General features: G+C 72.2%; 13 protein-coding genes. 5 read left to right on the top strand and 8 right to left on the bottom strand.

Annotation, left to right across the window (positions count from 1 at the left end):
- Positions 1-7 precede the first annotated feature (7 nt).
- Entirely contained in the window at positions 8-1486 is a 1479-nt protein-coding gene (locus AB0N90_RS02125; protein ID WP_365192308.1) for a hydrolase, read from the bottom strand.
- A 223-nt stretch (positions 1487-1709) separates the two neighbouring features.
- On the opposite strand from AB0N90_RS02125, the gene AB0N90_RS02120 reads away from it, so the two are divergent.
- Positions 1710-1973, top strand: a complete 264-nt coding sequence (locus AB0N90_RS02120) for a GlsB/YeaQ/YmgE family stress response membrane protein (protein ID WP_085563207.1) — start codon at positions 1710-1712, stop codon at positions 1971-1973.
- A gap of 7 nt (positions 1974-1980) precedes the next feature.
- On the opposite strand, the gene AB0N90_RS02115 is transcribed toward AB0N90_RS02120, so the two are convergent.
- From AB0N90_RS02115 to AB0N90_RS02100, 4 genes are all read right to left on the bottom strand, one after another.
- Positions 1981-2766 (bottom strand): GNAT family N-acetyltransferase, encoded by a 786-nt coding sequence (locus AB0N90_RS02115; RefSeq protein WP_361670136.1) that lies wholly within the window; start codon positions 2764-2766, stop codon positions 1981-1983.
- A 50-nt stretch (positions 2767-2816) separates the two neighbouring features.
- A complete protein-coding gene (locus AB0N90_RS02110; RefSeq protein WP_365192305.1) occupies positions 2817-3671 on the bottom strand; it encodes a GNAT family N-acetyltransferase in 855 nt (284 codons plus the stop codon).
- A 95-nt stretch (positions 3672-3766) separates the two neighbouring features.
- The gene (locus AB0N90_RS02105) at positions 3767-4135 is read right to left on the bottom strand and encodes a hypothetical protein (protein WP_365192303.1); all 369 of its coding nucleotides are present in this window, start codon (positions 4133-4135) and stop codon (positions 3767-3769) included.
- A 73-nt stretch (positions 4136-4208) separates the two neighbouring features.
- On the bottom strand, positions 4209-4856 hold the full coding sequence (locus tag AB0N90_RS02100; protein ID WP_361670127.1) for a chaplin: 648 nt from the start codon (positions 4854-4856) through the stop codon (positions 4209-4211).
- A gap of 297 nt (positions 4857-5153) precedes the next feature.
- Between AB0N90_RS02100 and AB0N90_RS02095 the strand changes: the two genes are divergently transcribed.
- Together AB0N90_RS02095 and AB0N90_RS02090 are read left to right on the top strand one after the other, a co-directional pair.
- On the top strand, positions 5154-6782 hold the full coding sequence (locus tag AB0N90_RS02095; RefSeq protein WP_365192302.1) for an alpha/beta hydrolase: 1629 nt from the start codon (positions 5154-5156) through the stop codon (positions 6780-6782).
- 51 nt (positions 6783-6833) lie between these two features.
- Positions 6834-7565 (top strand): DUF4232 domain-containing protein, encoded by a 732-nt coding sequence (locus AB0N90_RS02090; RefSeq protein ID WP_365192300.1) that lies wholly within the window; start codon positions 6834-6836, stop codon positions 7563-7565.
- A gap of 35 nt (positions 7566-7600) precedes the next feature.
- Here AB0N90_RS02090 and asnB read toward each other — a convergent pair whose 3' ends face one another.
- The gene (gene asnB, locus AB0N90_RS02085) at positions 7601-9442 is read right to left on the bottom strand and encodes an asparagine synthase (glutamine-hydrolyzing) (RefSeq protein WP_365192298.1); all 1842 of its coding nucleotides are present in this window, start codon (positions 9440-9442) and stop codon (positions 7601-7603) included.
- A 418-nt stretch (positions 9443-9860) separates the two neighbouring features.
- Between asnB and AB0N90_RS02080 the strand changes: the two genes are divergently transcribed.
- Complete coding sequence (locus tag AB0N90_RS02080) at positions 9861-10955, top strand: chemotaxis protein (protein WP_365192297.1); 1095 nt, start codon at positions 9861-9863, stop codon at positions 10953-10955.
- 297 nt (positions 10956-11252) lie between these two features.
- Complete coding sequence (locus tag AB0N90_RS02075; RefSeq protein ID WP_361670112.1) at positions 11253-12278, top strand: Gfo/Idh/MocA family oxidoreductase; 1026 nt, start codon at positions 11253-11255, stop codon at positions 12276-12278.
- Here AB0N90_RS02075 and AB0N90_RS02070 read toward each other — a convergent pair.
- Together AB0N90_RS02070 and AB0N90_RS02065 are read right to left on the bottom strand one after the other, a co-directional pair.
- Positions 12268-14292 carry a phosphocholine-specific phospholipase C gene (locus AB0N90_RS02070; RefSeq protein ID WP_365192296.1) on the bottom strand — a complete coding sequence of 675 codons (2025 nt, stop codon included), beginning with the start codon at positions 14290-14292 and terminating at the stop codon, positions 12268-12270. The two genes, AB0N90_RS02075 and AB0N90_RS02070, sit on opposite strands and share 11 nt — an antisense overlap.
- A 151-nt stretch (positions 14293-14443) precedes the next feature.
- Positions 14444-14857 (bottom strand): SsgA family sporulation/cell division regulator, encoded by a 414-nt coding sequence (locus tag AB0N90_RS02065; RefSeq protein ID WP_361670106.1) that lies wholly within the window; start codon positions 14855-14857, stop codon positions 14444-14446.
- Between the last annotated feature and the right edge of the window lie 240 nt (positions 14858-15097).

Raw genomic sequence — 15097 nt, 5'->3', positions numbered from 1 at the left:
GAGGCGCTCAGCTCACGTTGAGCGCGGTGTCGTCCACGACGAACGAGGTCTGGTACTTGGAGCCCTCGGTGCCGGTGAACTGAAGGGTGATGTTCTGCCCCGCGTAGCCGCTGAGGTCGAAGCTGCGCTGGGTGTAGCCGGAGCCCGCGTCGAGGTTCGAGTACGTCGCCAGGGTGCCGAGCACCGTGCCGGAGCCGTTCAGCACCTGCACCTTGAGGGTGTCGTAGGCGGTGGTGGTCGAGGTCTCGGCCGTGTCGACGTGCAGGTAGAAGCTCAGCTTGGCCGAGGTGCAGCCCGCCGGGACGGCCACCGACTGGGACAGCGTGTTGGTCGTCGCGGTGCCGTAGCCGTCGAGCCAGGCGTAGTACGAACCCGAGTGGGCCGACTCGGCCGCGGCGTTGCTGATGACCTTGCTGGACGCGCTCCAGGTCGTGTTGCCCGACTCGAAGCCGTTGTTGCCGAGCAGCTGGCCCGCGGTGCAGGTGCCGGTGCCGCCGCCACCCGTGCCACCGCCGCCGGTGCCGCCACCGCCGCCGCTGGTGCCGCCGTCACCGGCGAGCCACGCGGTGGCGTTCAGGGCGAGCGCCGCGTTGGTGGCGCCGGTGTCGTTCCAGCCGTCGTACAGGGTGTTGCCGGAGCTGCCGGTGCCGTCGTCGATCGGGGAGCTGTCGCCCCAGAACGCGATGCGGCCGGAGCCGAAGGTGCTGGTCAGGAAGAAGGCACCGGTGTTGCCCGAGTAACCGCTGCGGTAGACCAGGCCCTTGACGGCCGCGTTGTCGGCGGGCTTGAGGGTGGCGGTCGTACCGTCGGCGAACAGGCTCTTGGTGACCTTGCCGAACGAGCCGTTCAGCACCGGGTCGGTGCTGTCGCTGATCGCGGCCGGGTAACCGGAGCTGATGTCCAGCGAGTCGATGGAGAAGCCGAACGGGTCGGTGTTGTCGACGCCGTTGTTCGTCATCAGGTCGTTGAGGATCTTGACCGCGTCGTTGCCGTCGTTGTTGCGGTCGGCACCGGTGTGGTCGGAGATCATGAACAGACCGCCGCCGTTCTTCACGAAGTTCATGATCGCCGTCTTCTCGGCGGTCGTGAACAGCGTGTTGGGCTCCGGCAGGACCAGCGTGTCGAAGTTCGACAGGTCCTGCGCGGACGAGCCGCCGTAGGTCAGGCTCTGGCCCGAAGGCAGCGTCTTCAGGCTGTAGTCGCCGGTCTTCTGCAGCGCCACGCCCCAGGAGGAGAGCGCCCCGGTCCAGTCCGTCTCGGACTGCGGATTGGCGTTCTGGCCCAGCGGGTCGGGCTGGCTGGTGGAGATGACCCAGTCGGCGTTGCCGGCCGTCTCGGCGTGGGCGTTGTCGAACAGGACCCGGTGCGTGGTCGCCGCCCGGGCGGGGGCGCTCGCACCGACCTGGACGGCCGCTCCGGTCAGGAGCAGGCCGAAACCGGCGAGTGCGGTGGTGACTCTGCGTCGGGATCTCTTGGATCCGAGCATCCGGCGAACCTCCGTTGTGGGGTGTGGGGAGAAGGAGTTGCGGCGCGCCAAATCTGCGCGCGTAGAACCCGCTTGAGGGTTCTACACGCGTTGATGACTTGAAAGGTACATGGCATGAAGCGCCGATGAACAGAAAGTCCCGGCAATAAAGCGCGCCGGACTGTCCGCGCCCGCAGCGGGCACCTTCTCCCAAGACGGGATGTCGCCGTGCGGAGGGGTGGAGATGGAGATTTCAGGCATCATCAGCGCGATCGTCATCGGCCTGATCATCGGGGTGCTGGGCCGGCTGGTCGTACCGGGGAGGCAGCACATCGGGGTGCTGTGGACCATCGTCGTCGGCATCGTGGCCGCGCTGATCGGGTCCGCGATCGCGGCGGGGATCGGGGTCGCGGACACCAAGGGGCCCGACTGGATCGAGTGGCTCATCCAGATCGCCCTGGCGGCCGTGGGGATCAGCGCACTCGATCGGGCGAGGTCACGTCGTTGACGTACCGTCAACTTCCCTTGATCTCATAGAGGTACGGGGTCGTGATGCTCAGCGGGAGGAAGCCGAGCCGTTCCAGGATGGGGCGGCTCATGGGCGAGGCGTCGACCTGGAGGTAGCGGCAGCCGCGGGCGGCGGCGATCCGGGCGCGGTGGGCGACGAGGGCGCGGTACAGGCCCCGGCCCCGCCACGCCTCGGCGGTGCCGCCGCCCCACAGGCCGGCGAACGGGGTGCCGGGCACCAGTTCCATCCGGGCGGCGCTGACGGTCTCGCTCCCGGCCAGCGCGACGACGGCGACCAACGCGCCGGGATCGGTGGCCAGTTGGTCGAGGAGCCGCAGGCGCATCCGGGTGCCGTCGGTGCCGAACGCCTTCTCGTGCATCTCGATGAAGAGGTCGACGCCCGCCTCGTCCACGACCTCCACCAGCCGTACGCCCTCGGGGAGCCGGGCGTCCAGATCGAGCCGGTCGATCTCGCCGATCATCAGCGTCTCGGCCGGCTCGGCCCGGAATCCGGCCGCGGTGAGCCGGTCGCCGAGGTCGGCGGGCCGGTCGTGGCTGTAGAGCTTCCACTCGAAGTCATGGCCGAGGGCGGTGAAGGCGGCGATCTGCTCCTGGATCGCCGCGTCCGCGCCCGCCTCGTCGAGGCCGGTCCACAGCACGCCGTTCCAGCCGTGCGCGTCCGCGCGTTGCCGCACCACCTCCCCGACGCGTTCGATTCGGGCGCCGGGGCCGTCGGGGACGGCGTTCAGGCGCAGGTCACGGTCGTACCGGGCGAGGATCTCGTTCTTCTCCATGGCCGCCCACCCGATCACGCGGGAGGGGGCGCGGCAACGCAATTACCCGGTCAGCCCAGTTCGAGGGTGGTCACGCCGAAGACGCGGTCCTGGGCGTGGGCGCGGACCGGGCCGGTGTACATGCGGGCCGTCTCGAAGGAGGGGGCGAGTCCGGCGGCCTCGGCGAGGGCGATCCCGGCGGCGTTGGGTTCGGGTACGTCGACGGCGAGTTCCCGTCCGGCGGCCTCCCGGGCCAGCGCGGCGAACAGGGCGCGGGCGTCCTCGGCGCCGTCCGCGAACAGCGGGCCGATGCGCAGGCCCTCGCGGCCGGGGCGGATCACGCCGTACCCGGTGAGCCGCCCGTCCTGGTGGCGTACGACGGTGTGGTGGCCCGGGGCGGTGAGCCACTCGGCGAGGAAGCGGGGGCGCTCGGCGGGGTAGCAGGCGCTGTCGTAGGCGGTGATCGCGGCGAGGTCGGCGGGCCCGGCCGGGCGGACTCCGGCGGAGGTGTCCGTCTCGGGGGCGGTGCCGGTGAACCGGATCGTGCGGTAGGCGAGTTGAAAGCCGGACTGGCGGTAGTTGTCCTGCTGGGCGACGACTCCGTCGAGGCCGATGGTGCGGGTGCCGGCGTGGGCCAGGGCGGTCTTCCAGGTGGTGAGGCCGTGGCCGTGGCCGCGCAGGTCGGGGCGGACGAGGTAGCAGCCGAGGAAGGCGTAGTCGGCGCCGTAGTTGACGACGGAGACGGCCGAGACCGGCTCCCCGTCGATCCGGCCGAGGAAGAAGCCCTCGGGGTCCTGGGCGAAGAACGCGGGTCCGTCGGCGAGTCCGGGGTTCCAGCCCTCCGCCGCCGCCCACCCGCTGATCACCGGCCAGTCTTCGAGGCCGGCCCGGGTGACGACGAGGTCGTGGGGGGCGGGAGAAGTCATCGGTGCGCTCCATTGCGTCGAGGGCCGGCCGCCGTACCGGACGGCCCGTGTCCGCAGCATCCTCGCGGATCAACGGCCTTCGCACCACGGGGAGATCAGCCGACCGGCACCGGTCGCGGGGCGGTCGGCGCGCGCGCCGGTGGGATCGCCGAGGCAAGGACGAACAGGGCGAAGAGGGTGAGGGGGAGCATCCCCACCGGGTGCGGCGGCCGGGCCCGGTCGGCGCCCGGCCGGGACCGGTTGACGTACCGGTTGCCGAGGGCGTCGGCGGTCATCACGACGGCCGCGAGCGGAACGCCCACCGGGCGTGCGTACCGCGGCAGGACGGCGACCAGGGGGTCGAGGACGGACAGCGCGATGAAGAGGACCTGGAGCGAGGGCCCGAGGGGGCCGGGGCGCCGCTGTGAAGGTGTCGGCGCCGCGAAGGTGTCGCCGCTGTGCGCGCGTTCGCCGCGAGGCTCCACCGGGCCGGCGTCCGGTCGACTGCTGGACGGTGGGGGCCCGGTGGCCGGTGGAGGCCTGGGACAGGGTGGGGGGTCAGCGCATACGGGTCGGGCGGAAGCGGCGGTAGAGGATGGTGCCGGTGAGCAGCAGCGCCGCGCTGCCGACCGCCGCGGGGGCCGTCATGTCCGTACCGGTGTGGGCCAGCGAGGCGGTCACCGGCTCCGGCGCGGGCCGCGGGGTGTGCGGAACGGCCGGGTGGGACTTGATGGGGGCCGGCGGCTGCGGGGTGGGCGCCACCGGGTGGGTCGGGGTCTCACCGCCGCCGTTGACGGAGGTGTTGCCCATGGCCGGGTTGAGCAGCCCCACCACATTGACGCTGTTGCCGCTGACATTCACCGGCAGGTCGATGGGGAGCTGGATCCCGTTTCCTGAGATCACTCCCGGGGAGTGCTGGGCGGCGCCGTGGGCCGCGGCCCCGCCCGAGGTGGCCGAACCGCCCTGGGCGGCACCGGTCTCGTTGGCGCACCGGTTGCCCATGGCCGGGTTGAGCAGCCCGACCACGTCGACCGTGTTGCCGCACACGTTCACCGGGACGTCCACCGGCAGCTGGATGCCGTTGCCGGAGATCAGTCCGGGCGAGCCGGCCGCGACGCCGTCGGCACTCGCGCCGTCGGCCGCGAACGCGGCGGACACCGGCCACGCCAGGGCCATCGCACCGGAGGCGGCGACGGCGGCGATCACACCGTTTCGGGTAGCCCGTCTCATTGGTTCCTGCCTTCCAGACAAGTTCGCGGGCAGTCGCCCGCACCCGGTAAAACGCGGGCGAACCGGCCGAGTTATGGCCCATCGGGCTTTCACCCCATCGAGTGGCACGGTCGATAAACCGCTTGTAAGGCCGATGAATGATCACCAATCGGGCGCGGAGCATACGGCACCCGGGGCCGTTCCGCTCGCCCGGAGGCGGGCCGAACGGGGCCCACTTATGGTGAGCGAAAAGGCGCCGTCCCGGTCCGCTGCGGGCGCCTCGGGAGGCGATCGATGCTGGCCAAGCTGTGCACGCGGTCCGCGGTGCGGCGCTGTGCGGGTACCGGAGTCCTCGCCCTGGCGCTGCTCGGCTCCGTCCTGCCCACGCCCGCGGCCGCGGCCTTCGCACCGGCCGCGGCGGACCGCCCCGGCCTGTCCCGGTTCTACCGGCAGAAGGTGGCCTGGGGCGCCTGCGCGGGTCCGGGCATGCCGAGGGACATGCAGTGCGGGAAGGTGACGGTCCCGCTCGACTACGGCCGCCCCGCCACCGGCACGCTCGACCTCGCGCTGGCCCGCTATCGCGGCACCGGCAGGTCCCATCACTCGGTGCTGCTGAACTTCGGCGGTCCCGGTGGCGCGGGGGTGAACGAACTGGCGTACGACGGAAAGCAGTTCATGGAGCTGACCAACGGCTATGACGTGGTCAGCTTCGACCCGCGCGGGGTGGGCCGCTCCTCCCCCGTCAGCTGCGGCGACGGCGGCGACCAGGCCGCGGCCGTCACCGGCGCGGACGCCGACCTCGCCCATCCCCAGGCGCTGCTGCGGCAGTTGCGGCAGAGCGCGACCGCCTGCGCGCGCAGTTCCGGTGACGTGCTGCCGTACATAGGGACCGTGAACGCCGCCCGGGACCTGGACGTGATCCGCCAGGCCCTCGGCGAGCAAAAGCTCAACTACCTGGGGTTCTCCTACGGGACACGGCTCGGCTCGGTGTACGCGGCGCAGTTCCCGCACAACGTGGGGCGGATGGCGCTGGACGGCGTGGACACCCTGACCGAGTCGCTCGCCGAGCAGGGCATCGACGGGGCGCGCGGGCAGCAGACCGCGCTGGAGGACTTCCTGGACTGGTGCGCGAGGGACGCGGGCTGCCCGTTCGGGCGGGACCGGCGCACGGCAGGTGACGCGGTGGTCCGGCTGGTGCGTTCGCTGGACCGGCGGCCGGTCACGACGGACGGCGGCGATCCCTTCTCCGGGCAGGACCTGGTGGCCGCCATCGTGCAGGCCCTCTACAGCAAGGATCTGTGGCCGTCGCTGGAGCGGGCGCTGGGCTCGCTGACCCAGGACCGCGATCCCCGGGGGATCATGGGCTTCGCCACCGGCGGCGCCGGTCCTGTCCTGGGCCGTCCGGCGCCCGGGCACGACGGTCTGGTCGACCCCCAGGACGTGCCGGCCGACAACCTCCAGGCCGCCCTGATGGCGATCAACTGCGCGGACGACCCCGACCGGCCGTCCGCGGCCCGGATCGCCGGGGACCTGAAGCGGCTGCGGGCCGCGTACGACGAGGCGTCCCCCGTGTTCGGCCGCTACCGGCTCACCCAGGTGCTGATGTGCTACGGCCGCCCCAAGGGCACCGATTTCATCCGCGCCCGGGTGAAGGACGTCGACACGCCGCGGATGCTGCTCGTGGGCACGCGCGGCGACCCGGCGACGCCGTACCCGTGGGCCGTCAGGACCGCGCAGCGGCTCGGCCCCGCGGCCGTCGTCCTCGACAACAAGGGCGACGGGCACACCGGCTACGGCTCCTCCGTGTGCGTGCACCGCACGGTGGACGACTTCCTGCTCCACGGCTCCCTGCCCGCGTACGGCAGCTCCTGCCCGGCGGACGGGAAGGAGTGGAGCGTCTTCCCGAACCGCATCGACCGATGAAGGCACCGGCCGCCGACCGGCGTCCGTGACCGGAGGGACACCATCATGCGCATGCGCGCCGCCATCGCCGTACCCGCCGCCTCCGCCGCCGCGGCGGCCCTGCTGCTGACCGCGCCGCCGGGACAGGCGGCCCCCCGGGCCCCACGGGTGGCACCCTGCGTCCAGGGGGAGCTGACGCTGCGGGCGGCCACCGTGCCGCACCGGCCCACCGTGGTGCGCGTCAGCGTCACCAACCACAGCGGGCGCGCCTGCGCCATCGACAGGGTGCCGCTAGTGACGTTCGGCGGCCTGGACGGGGCCGCGCTGCCGGTGTCGGGGGACGGCACGGGCCGGCTGCGGCTCGCGGCGGGCGCGACCGTCCACGCCGATGTGCGCACCATCGTCCGCGCGGCGGACCCGCAGGCCCGCAAGGCGGCGTCGGTCACCGTCGGCGACTGGACGGGCCGCTGGGGCCGGGTCTTCGCCCCCGCCCGGCTCGGCACCGGATCCAAGGTGGCGGTCTGGGAGCCGGTGACGACGTCCTGGCAGTCCTCGGCGACGGCCGCGGACCGGGCGCTGGGGCTCGGACCGGCGCCTCGGACGAGCCCGAAGCCGAAGCCGACCAGGGCCACGCCGACCCCGACCAGTACGACACCGAGCCCGAGCCCGACCAGGCGGGCCCCGCACCGGCCGAGCCCGACGCCCCCGGCCAGCCCCAGCCCGGCGCCGACCAGCCCGAGCCCGACCGGCGCCACGCCGACGAGCCCGGTCAGCCCGGCCGTGGGCAGCCCCGGCCCCAGCTGATCGTGAGCAGCCTCGGCCCCTACTGAGAGGGCCGCTCAGCCGAGGACGAGTTCCGGCGCGTACAGGTCCAGCCACTGGGCGAGGTCCAGGGTGCGTTCCAGGCCGCGCCGGGCCGCCTGGTCGGACACCGGGGTCTCGCGTTCGGCGGCCTTGCGGACCCGGTCCCGGTCCACCAGGTCGAAGACGCGGTGCGAGGGCCGGGCGAGCAGGTCCTTGGCCTGGGCCTGGAGGGCGCGGGCGTAGCGCGGGTCCTGGGTGGACGGGTAGGGGCTCTTGACCCTGTCGTACACGCTCTGCGGCAGGACGTCCCTGGACGCCTCGCGCAGCAGGCTCTTCTCCCGGCCGTCGAAGGACTTCAGGGCCCAGGGCGCGTTGAACACGTACTCGACCAGGCGGTGGTCGCAGAACGGCACCCGCACCTCCAGGCCGGTGGCCATGCTCATCCGGTCCTTGCGGTCGAGCAGGATGCGCACGAACCGGGTCAGGTGCAGATGGCAGATCTGCCGCATCCGGAACTCGAAGTCGCTCTCCCCGGCGAGCCGTTCGATGCCCGCGACGGCCGTACGGTAGCCGTCGGCCGTGTACTTCTCCAGGTCGAGCTGCTTGACGAGGTCGGTGCGCAGCACGTCGGAGTCGTCGCCGAAGTCCCGGCCGAAGCGCACCAGCCAGGGGAAGGTGTCGGCGCTGCGGGCGTCCTCGTCGAAGAACTGGAGGTAGCCGCCGAAGACCTCGTCGGCGGACTCGCCGGACAGGGCGACCGTGGACTTCTGCCGGATGGCGCGGAAGAGCAGCAGCAGTGAGGCGTCCATGTCGCCGAAGCCGGCCGGGAGGTCCCGGGCCCGGATGACCTGCTCGCGCACGGCGGGGTCGGCGAGGGCCTCGGCGTCGAGCACGATGTCCTGGTGGTCGGTGCCGGAGCGCCGGGCGACGTCGTGCACGAAGGGGGTGTCGGGGGTGCCGCGCAGTTCGTCGGCGACGAAGTTCTCGGTCTGGCCGACGAAGTCGACGGCGAAGGAGCGCACCGTCTCGCCCTGTTCGGCGAGTTGCCGGGCGGCGATCGCGGTCATGGCGGAGGAGTCGAGGCCGCCGGAGAGCAGGGTGCAGCGGGGCACGTCGGCGACGAGCTGGCGGCGCACGATGTCGTCCAGGAGGGTGCGCACGGTGGCGATGGTGGTGTCGCGGTCGTCCTCGTGCGGACGGGTCTCCAGGCGCCAGTAGACGCGGGTGGACAGCCCGGAGCGGTCGACGGTGACGACGGTGCCGGGCTCCACCTCGCGCATGCCGTCCCAGACGGCGTGCCCCGGGGTCTTGATCATCACGAGCAGTTCGCGCAGTCCGTCGAGGGTCACCCGGGGGCGGGCCAGCGGGTTGGCGAGGATCGCCTTGGGTTCGGAGCCGAACAGGACGCCGTCGGGCGTGCGGTAGTAGTAGAACGGCTTGATGCCCATGCGGTCGCGGATCATCACCAGCTTGTCGCGGCGGCCGTCCCAGATGGCGAACGCGTACATGCCGTTGAGGCGTTCGGCGAACGCGTCGCCCCATTCGACGTAGGCGTGCAGGACCACCTCGGTGTCGGAGTCGGTGGTGAACCGGTGGCCGCGGTCGGTCAGTTCGCGGCGCAGCTCGGTGAAGTTGTAGGTCTCCCCGGAGTAGACCAGCGCGACGGTGCCCTCGGGGGTCGCGAGGGACATCGGCTGGCGGCCGCCGGGCAGGTCGATGATGGCGAGCCGGCGGTGGCCCAGGGCGGCGGGCCCCTCGGTCCAGGTGCCGCGGTCGTCCGGGCCGCGGCAGGCCATCGTCTCGGTCATCGCATGCAATGTGGTGGCCTCGGCGCTGAGGTCACGATCGAAGGACACCCATCCGGTGATGCCGCACATGCGCTGCCTCCTGCCTCCGGTCGGCCGCCGGTGCCGCGCTCACCTGTGCTTTCGCGGGGCCGCGGCACCGGCCGACGAACCAGTTGTATCCAGCACCTATATGACGAGGGTCCGCCTGCGCCCGGCGCCGGTCAACGCGGACGTAACACGGCCGACATCGTTCGCCCGATGGTTTCGGCCGCGTTTTGCCTCCGCGAGATCGGGAATCGCGACGCCGGGAGCGCCACAGGCGCCGGGAACCGGCCATGGGCAAAAAATTTCCCAAGCGGGGGCGCGCCGCATGGCGTCCCGGTCGGAAACCGTCCCGGGTGCCCGAGCGGCCCGGCCACCGGGGTACCCGCGGGCGCGTCCCGGCACACGGCCATAAGTCCGGAATACCCCGAATGCCGTACGTGTGAATCAGCCCTATGGTTCTGTCATGGAGCACGCACTGAGTCCCGCAACCCTTGCCGAACTGCGGCGTCCGCGGCCCTATCCGGCGGTGTCGGTGCTGACCCCGACGCACCGCAGGGGATCCGGCAGCGACCAGGATCCGGTCCGGCTGCGCAATGTGCTGGCCGAGGCCCGCAAGCGCCTGGAGGCCGATCCGGCCGTGACCCGGGAGCGGCGGGCGGACGTGGACGCCCAGCTCGACCGGGCGCTCGCCGAGGTGGATCTCGCGCATGCCGAGGACGGTCTGGTGATCTTCGCCGCGCCGGGTGAGCACCAGGTCTGGTCGCTGGCCCGCAGCGTCCCCGAGCGCGTGGTGCTCGCGGACACCTTCCTCACCCGCAATCTGGTCGCCGCGCAGGCGGCGGAGCGGCCCTTCTGGGTGCTGTCGGTCTCGGCCGACCAGGTCACCCTGTGGAGCGGCGGCACGGACCGGGTGGTGGAGGACCATTCCGGGGGCTTCCCGCTGACCCGCAGCCGGCCGAACTTCGACGCCGAGCGGCAGGAGCGCATCGGCGATCTGCCGAGCACCTTCCGTGACGAGGGCACCCGCCAGTTCCTGCGCGAGGCGGACAACGCGATGGCCGCGGTCCTGCGCGAGCAGCCCCGCCCGCTGTACGTCACCGGCGAACGCGCGGCGCTCTCCCTGCTGGACGAGGCCGGCACGGTCGCCAGGGGCGCGGTGCACGTCGGGCACGGCGGGCTCGCCCACTCCGGTCCCGAGGCGGTATGGGGGGCCATCCGGCCGGTCCTGGAGGCGGAGGAGTCCAAGGACGCCCACTCCGTCGTCGAGGAACTGACCTCGGCGCGCGGCCACCGCACCTTCGCGGCGGGCCTGGACGAGCTGTGGCTCAGCGCCCGGGAGGGCCGGGTGCGGCTGCTCGCCGTGGAGGACGGCTTCCGGGCCGTGGTCCGCGACGACGGCGACCACCTGGTACCGGCCGAGGCCGGCGACCTGGACGCCCGCGACGACATCGTGGACGAGATCGTGGAGCAGTGCCTGGAGACCGGCGCCGCCGTCCGCTTCGTGCCCGACGGCACGCTGGGCGAGGAGGACGGGATCGCGGGGGTGCTGCGATTCTGATCCGCGCCTCGCGCCTGCGGCCCGCGCGTGTCCGATCCCGCGGACCGTGAGCACTCGGCCCTGCGGACTCTGAGCGGCCCGTCCCCGCAGACCGTGAGCACTCGACCCAGCGGACCCTGAGCGACCCGTCCCCACGGCCCGTGAGCACTCGACCCAGCGGACCCTGAGCGACCCGTCCCCGCAGACCGTGAGCACTTGACTCTGCGGACCGTGTCTACGGGCCCCCGCGGCCCCTGAGTACGCGCTCCCCCGTCGACGTACGCTACGCGGGAATCGTCGACGTGAGGGAGCGCGCGCATGGGTGAGCCGCTGGGTGTGGCGGTGCTGGGGGCCGGGAGCATGGGGGCCGATCATGTGCGGCGCCTGGACCGGGTGGTCAGCGGCGCCCGGGTCGCGGCCGTCGCCGATCCCGACATCGAGCGGGCGCGGGCGGCCGGCGCGGGCATCACCGGGGTGCGCGTGCACACGGACCCCGAGGCCGCGCTGGACGCGCCGGGCGTGGCCGCCGTGCTGATCGCCTCCCCGGGGCCCGCGCACGAGGCCGCGCTGCTCGCCGCGTTCGCCCGGAATCTGCCGGTGCTGTGCGAGAAGCCGATGGTGCCGGACTCCGCCGGGGCGCTGCGGATCGTGGCGGCCGAGGCACGGCTCGGGCGGCGGCTGGCGCAGGTCGGGTTCATGCGCCGGTACGACGCCGAGTACCTGCGCCTGAAGGCGCTGCTGGACGGCGGTGGCCTGGGCCGGCCGCTGATGCTGCACTGCGTCCACCGCAATGTCTCCTCGCCGCCCGGCTTCACCAGCGCCCAGCTGATCAACAGCTCGGTCTCGCACGAGATCGACGCGGCCCGCTGGCTGCTGGGCGAGGAGCTGACGGCGGTGACGGTACGGCGCCCGGTGTCCTCCGGCGGCGCGCCCGAGGGGCTGATCGACCCGCAGTTCGTGCTCTTCGAGACCGAGCGGGGGGTCCTGGTGGACGTCGAGGTGTTCGTCAACTGCGGGTTCGGCTACCAGGTGCGCTGCGAGGCGGTGTGCGAGGCGGGCAGCGCGCGCATCGGCGAGGAGCACGCCATGGTGGTCACCCGCGCGGACGGCGCCCGGCGGGAGGTGGCGCCGGACTACCTCGTGCGGTTCGCCGACGCCTACGACCGCGAGGTGCAGGACTGGGTGGACGCCGTCCGGGCGGGCCGGGTGACCGGGCCGAGCGCCTGGGACGGCTATGCCGCCTCGGTCGTCGCCGAGGCGGGGGTCCGGGCGCTGGCGGGCGGTGGCCGGGTGGCCGTCGAACTCGCCCCGCGCCCGGACCTGTACGCGGCGGTCAGCCGCTGACGCTGGCGGCGCCCGTCTCCAGGTGCCCGGTGAACCGGCGCGACCAGGTCGAGTCGGAGTCCACGGTGATCGTGAAGTCGTACCAGCCGTTGTTGTACGCGACCGCGTTGAAGAAGTCCTCCGTGGAGGCGCCGGCGGCGACGGTGTACGTCCAGGGGCCGTCGGAGCGGTAGTGGTTGGAGGTGATGGTGAACTTCACCGACGACGCACCGGAGTTGGTCATCTTGAAGTAGAGGGCGAGCTTCCCGGTGCCCGGCTCGACCGCGTAACGGGTGCTCACCTCCGCGGACTTGCCCGCCTTGGTGGCGTCGCCCTGGAAGCGGCGCAGGAAGCGGTTGGGGCCGGCCATCGACAGGTCGTACTTGCCGTCGCCGTAGCCCGAGCCGATGTTGAAGTAGTCGGTGGCGGTGCCGCCCGCGGTCACGGTGTACTGCCAGGGGGTGGTGTCCCGGTAGGCGTTGGGGTGGATGGAGAAGTGGGCCGCGCGGGAGGCGGGGGCGCCCTGGTTGGTCATGACGAACCAGGCGAGCGTCTTGCCGCCCGCGTCGAACTCCAGGCGGTCCAGATAGCCGCCCGGCTGGTACGGCAGCGCGCGGGCCGGGCGGGTGCCGGACTCCTGGGCGGGCAGCGCGTTGTCGGTCGGCACCGGGTTGGGCAGCAGGGTGCAGTTGTCGATGCCGATGACGCTGGTCGCGGGCAGTGCGACGGCGCCCTTGACCGGGTGGGCGAAGTCGAACACACCGGTGAGGTCGCCGCTCACCGTGCGCCGCCAGTCGCTGATGTTGGGGCACTTCGCGGGCGTGCCGAGGGCGGCCGTCCAGGTCTCCAGGAAGCGCAGCACCGAGGTGTGTTCGAAGACCTCCGAGGAGACCCAACCGCCGCGTGTCCAGGGCGAGATGACGATCATCGGCACCCGGAAGCCGAAGCCGAACGGCACCCCGTTGAGGAACTCGCCGGCCGTTCCGGCGGGCGGGGACGGCGGGGGCACGTGGTCGAAGAAGCCGTCGTTCTCGTCGTAGTTGAGGAACATGACGGTGGAGTCGAAGACGTCCTCGTCGGCGGCCAGGGCCTGGTAGACGAGGTTGACGAAGTGGGCGCCGTCGCCGGGCGGGGCGTAGGGGTGCTCGGAGAACGCCTGGTTGGCCACCACCCAGGAGACCTGCGGGAGGGTGCCCGCCTGGACATCGGCCTTGATGGCGGCGGCGATGTCGTCCGGGGTGGAGCCAGTCGCCTTCGGCACCGAGGACATGCCCCGGTCGTACAGCGGGTCGCCCGCCTTGGCGTTCGCGAACGTGCTGAAGTACGCGCAGGCGTTGTCGCCGTAGTTGTCCGCGGCGTTCTGGTAGACCTTCCAGCTCACTCCCGCGGCCTGGAGCGACTCGGCGTAGGTCCCCCAGGTGAGGCCGGACTCGTCGCCGCCGTCGTTGCTGGAGGAGTCGACCTTGCCGCTCCACAGGTAGGTGCGGTTGGGGCCGGTGGCGCTCAGCGTGGAGCAGAAGTAGGCGTCGCAGATGGTGTAGTTGTCGGCGAGCGCGTAGTGGAAGGGGATGTCGGAGCGGTCCAGGTAGCCGAGCGAGCGGACGTTGCCGACGCCCAGGACCCAGTTGTCCAGGCGGCCCTTGTTCCAGGCGGAGTGCTGCGAGGACCAGGAGTGCGGCAGGTCGCCGTTGCACTGCGCGAGGGTCTCGCCGTCCTTGCCGGCCGCCGAGGGGGTGGAGCTGAGCTTCCACGGGTACTGGCGGGAGAGCAGGTTCGGCTGGTTGAAGACGGAGTAGTTGCCGCTGAGGGTGATGCCGCTGCGGTCGTCGAAGCCGCGCACGCCCTTGAGGCGGCCGAAGTAGTGGTCGAAGCTGCGGTTCTCCTGCATCAGGATCACCACATGCTTGACGTCCTTGATCGTGCCGGTCGCCGTGGTGGCGGCCGCCGCGGTGGTGCGCGTGGTGGCGCCCAGCGCCACTCCCGCCGCCACGGATGCGCCCAGCCCCACGAAGCCCCTTCGGCTGATCGGTGTCATTCGTCCGTCCTCGGTCACGGGAGTGCCCCTGCGGCACACCGCGGGCCAGGGTGCCCGCGCCGGTCGTCGGGGTCCATACCCGTGCGGTGAGGCGAAGGTGAACAATATTCAAAACCGGCCGGGGTGCACCGGGACAACTCCGGCGGACGCCTCACACCCCTCCGAACAGCGCGTTCAGCCCGCGCTCCACCACCGTCGCCATGTCCTCCTGGCCGGCCGCGACCACCTCGTAGCTGCGCATCAGGAAGCGGCGCAGGGTCGAGGTGGGGAACTGGAGCAGGGCGAGACCGAAGGGCGAGTGGAACTCCAGGACGGTCCGGGTGCGACCGTAGGGCCAGATCTGCACATCGCCGTGTCCGGCCGGGGTGCGCAGCCCCTGGTCGAGCAGGGAGCGCGCGAAGGTCCAGCTGACGTCCTCGCCCTCCAGCGCCGCCTCGGCCGGGAAGTCCACGAAGACGGCGAGCGGGTCGCCCGTGGTGTAGCGCAGGGTGGCCGTGAGCGGGATCTCCTGGTCCTCGGCGGTCACGAGCCGGGCGAGGGCGGGCAGTTCGATGGTGGTCTCCATGCCTTTATGGAGTCCGGAGAGGCCCTTCGCATGCCGCCAAATCCGGTCAGAGTTCGATGGGTACAGGCCGGTCCCGAACAGCCGGGAACGCGGGGCCGTCGAACAGACGGTTGACTGCCTGGTCCGGGGGTCTTGTCGAGGGACCGCCGGGTCCGTCAACTCCCGTAGATTGTCTACGACTTGATCGCCCCACCGGGCATTCCGGAGCGCTCGGGGATCGCTTCGGGAAGACTCTGGCAT

Source organism: Streptomyces sp. NPDC093018, assembly GCF_040684035.1.
Lineage (GTDB): Bacteria > Actinomycetota > Actinomycetes > Streptomycetales > Streptomycetaceae > Streptomyces > Streptomyces murinus.
The sequence above is the reverse complement of the archived record's forward strand: the minus strand, read 5'-3'. Positions and strand labels throughout refer to the sequence as shown.

What these genes read in the sequence shown, in the direction of transcription:
- AB0N90_RS02125 (WP_365192308.1), bottom strand. Translation starts at nt 1,486, where the DNA reads ATGCTCGGATCCAAGAGATCCCGACGCAGAGTCACCACCGCACTCGCC.
- AB0N90_RS02080 (WP_365192297.1), top strand. Translation starts at nt 9,861, where the DNA reads ATGGAGCACGCACTGAGTCCCGCAACCCTTGCCGAACTGCGGCGTCCG.
- AB0N90_RS02095 (WP_365192302.1), top strand. Translation starts at nt 5,154, where the DNA reads ATGCTGGCCAAGCTGTGCACGCGGTCCGCGGTGCGGCGCTGTGCGGGT.
- AB0N90_RS02090 (WP_365192300.1), top strand. Translation starts at nt 6,834, where the DNA reads ATGCGCGCCGCCATCGCCGTACCCGCCGCCTCCGCCGCCGCGGCGGCC.
- asnB (WP_365192298.1), bottom strand. Translation starts at nt 9,442, where the DNA reads ATGTGCGGCATCACCGGATGGGTGTCCTTCGATCGTGACCTCAGCGCC.
- AB0N90_RS02120 (WP_085563207.1), top strand. Translation starts at nt 1,710, where the DNA reads ATGGAGATTTCAGGCATCATCAGCGCGATCGTCATCGGCCTGATCATC.
- AB0N90_RS02065 (WP_361670106.1), bottom strand. Translation starts at nt 14,857, where the DNA reads ATGGAGACCACCATCGAACTGCCCGCCCTCGCCCGGCTCGTGACCGCC.
- AB0N90_RS02075 (WP_361670112.1), top strand. Translation starts at nt 11,253, where the DNA reads ATGGGTGAGCCGCTGGGTGTGGCGGTGCTGGGGGCCGGGAGCATGGGG.
- AB0N90_RS02115 (WP_361670136.1), bottom strand. Translation starts at nt 2,766, where the DNA reads ATGGAGAAGAACGAGATCCTCGCCCGGTACGACCGTGACCTGCGCCTG.
- AB0N90_RS02110 (WP_365192305.1), bottom strand. Translation starts at nt 3,671, where the DNA reads ATGACTTCTCCCGCCCCCCACGACCTCGTCGTCACCCGGGCCGGCCTC.
- AB0N90_RS02070 (WP_365192296.1), bottom strand. Translation starts at nt 14,292, where the DNA reads ATGACACCGATCAGCCGAAGGGGCTTCGTGGGGCTGGGCGCATCCGTG.